This is a genomic window from Acidiphilium sp. JA12-A1, assembly GCF_000724705.2.
In the GTDB taxonomy this organism is placed as follows: Bacteria; Pseudomonadota; Alphaproteobacteria; order Acetobacterales; family Acetobacteraceae; genus Acidiphilium; species Acidiphilium multivorum.
Map to the genome: position 1 here is coordinate 1 of NZ_JFHO01000180.1, position 2,050 is coordinate 2,050.

Annotated in this window: 4 pseudogenes; 3 read left to right on the plus strand and 1 reads right to left on the minus strand. The window is 59.7% G+C overall.

The window, feature by feature from the left end:
• Window positions 1–562, plus strand: a pseudogene (locus tag RT91_RS20995) (transposase); the annotation flags it as partial.
• A 43-nt stretch (window positions 563–605) separates the two neighbouring features.
• Window positions 606–791 (plus strand): annotated as a pseudogene (locus tag RT91_RS21000) (IS110 family transposase); the annotation flags it as partial.
• Between the two features lie 340 nt (window positions 792–1,131).
• On the opposite strand, the pseudogene RT91_RS22365 reads toward RT91_RS21000, so the two are convergent.
• A pseudogene (locus tag RT91_RS22365) lies at window positions 1,132–1,307 on the minus strand (transposase); the annotation flags it as partial.
• 108 nt (window positions 1,308–1,415) lie between these two features.
• Here RT91_RS22365 and RT91_RS21775 point away from each other — a divergent pair.
• Window positions 1,416–2,050, plus strand: a pseudogene (locus RT91_RS21775) (hypothetical protein); the annotation flags it as partial.

The window sequence follows — 2,050 nt, forward strand, 5'->3', positions numbered from 1 at the left end:
AGAACCGCGGCGTCGAGGACATCCTGCTGGCTGTGGTCGATGGCCTGAAGGGGGGGCCAGAGGCGATCACTGCCGTCTTTCCCGAGACGATCGTGCAGACCTGCATCGTCCATCTGCTCCGGAACTCCATGGATTTCGTGTCCTACAAGGACCGCAAGGCGGTCGAGACTGCCCTCAAGGATCTACCGGGCCGTCGATGCCAGGGCCGCCGAGGCAGCACTCGTGGCCTTCGAGGCCGGGCCATGGGGCCGGAAATACCCTGCCATCGGCCAGAGCTGGCGTCGGGTGTGGCAGGAAGTCATCCCGTTCTTTTCCTTCCCCGGCGAGGTCCGTCGGATCATTTATACGACGAACGCCATAGAAGTCCTGAATTTCAAGCTGCGTCGGGCGATCCGCGCGCGCGGCCATTTCCCGAGCGATGAGGCCGCCGCCAAGTTCCTCTATCTGATCCTGAACCGACCCGAAAAAGGAATGGGTGATGCCACCTCGAGAATGGGCTATGGCAAAGGCTCAGTTCGCCGTCATCTTCGGCGATCGCTTCGTAAGGGCCCTGGCGGCCTGATGTTCAACCGGCCACCCATACACGGAATTCCTGACAATGCCGCGACAAGGCGTTGCGAAGCACGCTGGTGGCGGGGGCTACCGCCATCATCCTGCAGCTCCGAATGGGCTCCCGCAGGACCGCCTCACCCTGGCTCCTCGAGCTTCTCAAGCGCAAGCCGCCGAAACTGGCCGCCGTGGCGGTAGCCAACAAGATGGCGCGCATCGCCTCGAAGCTGATGCTGACGTGAGAGACCTACACCATGAAATCGGCGCCTCCGCCGAAACGGGCGCCGCTTAGAGATCGGCTAGACAGGGGATCAACTCATCTGCAACCGTGTAAACCGATGTCGGAACTTGCAAGATAACGAGCGGATAGCGTGATCGATCCCCGACACGAGACACTCCAAGGCTGCCAGTGGCCCTCTATGAGGTCGCTCCATTGTTTGGAACTCGCCTCGCGGAAACCATCTTGACCAGCGTTCATGTGCGAGCGCACCAACAGGCCGGACATATGGACGCAAGCGATCCGATCACATCACCGCAAAAATCTTGCAAGGAGGGGGCCATCCACATATGGTAGCGGATGGCCAGCATGTAGAAAATAGCCTCTACAATCGCTCGCAGCGACACCGTGCGAGGCCGGCCTCTACGCGGCGGTGGGGCATAAGCGGTTCGATCAAGGCCCATTCGGCATCGGTGAGATCGCTTGCGTAGCGCAATCCAGCCCGGCAATATCGTTGCCGAGCGATTTCAGTCCAGGCCATTGCGAATCCGCCTGCTGTTGCAAACGAACTGAGTAAGAGGGGCAAAAATGTGGGTGACCGTACATTTTTTCCTTGCACCGATTCGGCGCAGGGGAGTCTTTGGGTCATGTGCCTCCGTCCGTCACCCTTTCCGCGCTGAGCCGTGCAGAGCTTGAAGCTCTGCTGGTCGAACTGTTCGGTGAGATCGCCAGCCTGAAGGTGATCGTTGCTGAATTGCGCGAAGAGAATGCGCGACTGAAGGGTCTGAAGGGTCGCCCGCATATCAAACCGAGTGGCATGGAAAAAGGAACAGCGCCGCCGAAGCCCCAGAAGCAGGAGAAGCGTCCCGTTCGGGGCAAGGTCTCACCCCGGGTCAAAGTCGAAGAAAAGGTGATCGGGATTGAGGTCCCGCCAGGAGCTGTTTTCAAAGGTCATGAACCTTTTCTGGTCCAGGACCTCGTGATTTCGGCGACGGCGACCCGTTACCTGCGAGAGCGCTGGATAACGCCGGATGGCCGGACGATCCTGGCACCATTGCCTCAAGGAACCGCAGGCCATTTCGGTCCGGAACTACGCCGCTTCGTGCTGGTGCAATATCATCAGGGTCAATCGACGATGCCGCGGTTGCTCGCCTTGTTGCGATCGCTGGGGATTTCGATCTCGAAGCGGCAGTTGGTTCGCCTGTTGAACGAGAMCCWTGAGGCGTTCATCGCTGAAGCTCAGGATGTTCTGCGTGCGGGACTGGAAACATCTTCCTGGGTCAG